Origin of the sequence: Nocardiopsis lucentensis DSM 44048 (assembly GCF_000341125.1) — a bacterium.
GTDB lineage: Bacteria > Actinomycetota > Actinomycetes > Streptosporangiales > Streptosporangiaceae > Nocardiopsis > Nocardiopsis lucentensis.
The window spans coordinates 1-1,670 of record NZ_ANBC01000622.1; the positions used below are offsets into that span (position 1 = coordinate 1).

Annotated in this window: 2 protein-coding genes and 1 pseudogene; 2 read left to right on the forward strand and 1 reads right to left on the reverse strand. The window is 68.3% G+C overall.

All coding sequences use genetic code 11. The features are described from left to right. Positions 1–234: pseudogene (locus D471_RS35580) on the reverse strand (chromosomal replication initiator protein DnaA); the annotation flags it as partial. 848 nt (positions 235–1,082) lie between these two features. Here D471_RS35580 and rpmH point away from each other — a divergent pair. After that, positions 1,083–1,226: a 50S ribosomal protein L34 gene (rpmH, locus tag D471_RS0122305; protein WP_013155858.1), complete on the forward strand. Its 144-nt coding sequence runs from the start codon at positions 1,083–1,085 to the stop codon at positions 1,224–1,226. A 134-nt stretch (positions 1,227–1,360) separates the two neighbouring features. Further along, on the forward strand, positions 1,361–1,670 hold a 310-nt coding region (rnpA, locus tag D471_RS0122310), incomplete at its 3' end, for a ribonuclease P protein component (protein ID WP_017600677.1).

The following is a 1,670-nucleotide window of genomic DNA, read 5'->3' on the forward strand; positions in this document are numbered from 1 at the left end:
CGTGGGATCGACCGTGACCGCGACCCGGATGTCCCTGCCGAGGTGTGCGGAGAGCGCCCGGCTGATCGCCGGGTAGAGCCGCGTCTCCAGCACCTTCTTGGTGAACTCGTTCGGCGCGGCGATGAGCGCGGTGTCCTCGATCAGACCCAGCGGACGGGTCTGGGGCAGCCAGGCGCGCTGGTGCGCGGGCAGGGAGTCGTTGTCGATCCCGTCCAGCACGCTGGACCAGACCACTGCGAGGTTGACCTGTGCGTCAGCCACGGTGACCTGCCATGGTTGCTGTCCCTTCGGTGCGGATCTGTTCGGTGCGGATTGGAGCGGGAGGGGACGGAGAGACCCCGGGCGCCCCTGACCGGGGGTCCCAGGGGCGGGTACGGCGGATGCACACCCCCTGGCGGTGTGTCGTCGGTCATGGTTCCGCGCGGGCCCCTCGCGGGCGCGCGGAACGAACTTCCATTGTCCTCCCCCTCCGGGGGTGCCGGGGCAGGAGGAGCTGTGGACGAACGGTGCGCCGACCGCTCGCCAGCCTGTGGACAACCGCACTCCGACCACGGTGGCCTGAGAGCGTTCGCGTCTGGGTATCCACAGCTCGAGCCTGTTGTCCACAGGTTGTACACAGGTTTATCCACAGGATGGCAGATCTCTGTGCACAGTGCTGAGTTATCCACAAATCCCAGGTCACAAGCTGTGTAAACCGCGGCCTTCGGTTCGCTGAAGCGGCTGGGAGAGGGCGAGGGGCGAGTTATCCACAGGTTGAGGTTATCCACAGGACGAGTGGGATGTGGACGTGCCACGCCCTGTGGACAACCGGTTGTCCACAGGGCGTGGCACGTGTCCTGGGCGCGTCCCGGGCGTGGCCCGCGCCACCGTTGGTTCCGTCTCCCGCGGAAGTCGGGACAGGCTCGCAGAGCCGTCTGATTTGACCCCGACCCGGCCTGGTCGTATGTTCTTTATGCTTATGCCGATGATCTGTCTGCGCCCGTGTCCACACGATGGCGCGGCCTCGGCTCATGCACCGTGAGGCCCCGCATATGCTTGGGGGTCTGTCGTAGTACTTTCCTGACACGCCCCTGGAGCCAGCAGTGAGCAAGCGTACGTACCAGCCGAACAACCGGCGTCGCGCGAAGGTCCACGGCTTCCGGCTGCGCATGCGTACGCGCGCCGGTCGCGCCATCATCGCCTCGCGTCGCCGCAAGGGGCGCGCCGCGCTGACCGTGAGCCACTAGGCCACACTCAGCCCCAAGTTCTTCGGGACCGTCCGGCCTTCTCGCCGGCCGGTCCCTTTGTCGTGGGACGAGGCCCGAGGGCGTGTCAGGACGGATGTCCGCCGTACACGCCCCATGTCCCGGAGGGAGTGCCCATGCTGTCGTCGCGGAACCGGATGCGCCGTAGCTCCGAGTTCGGCTCCGTCATGCGTTCGGGACGCCGCGCCTCGCGTGGGGACGTGGCCGTGGTCTACCTTCCCCCTCCTCCGGACGGCCCGGAACCCGCGGACCCGCCGCGCGTCGGTTTCGTCGTGAGCAAGGCGGTCGGGGGAGCGGTGGTCCGCAAGCGGGTCCAACGCCGCCTCCGTCACGTGATGCGGACCCGGTTGGCCGTTCTGCCAAACGGTAGCCTGCTGGTAGTGCGTGCCAAACCCGCCGCCGCCACGGCGCGGCAGGGGGGGGTGG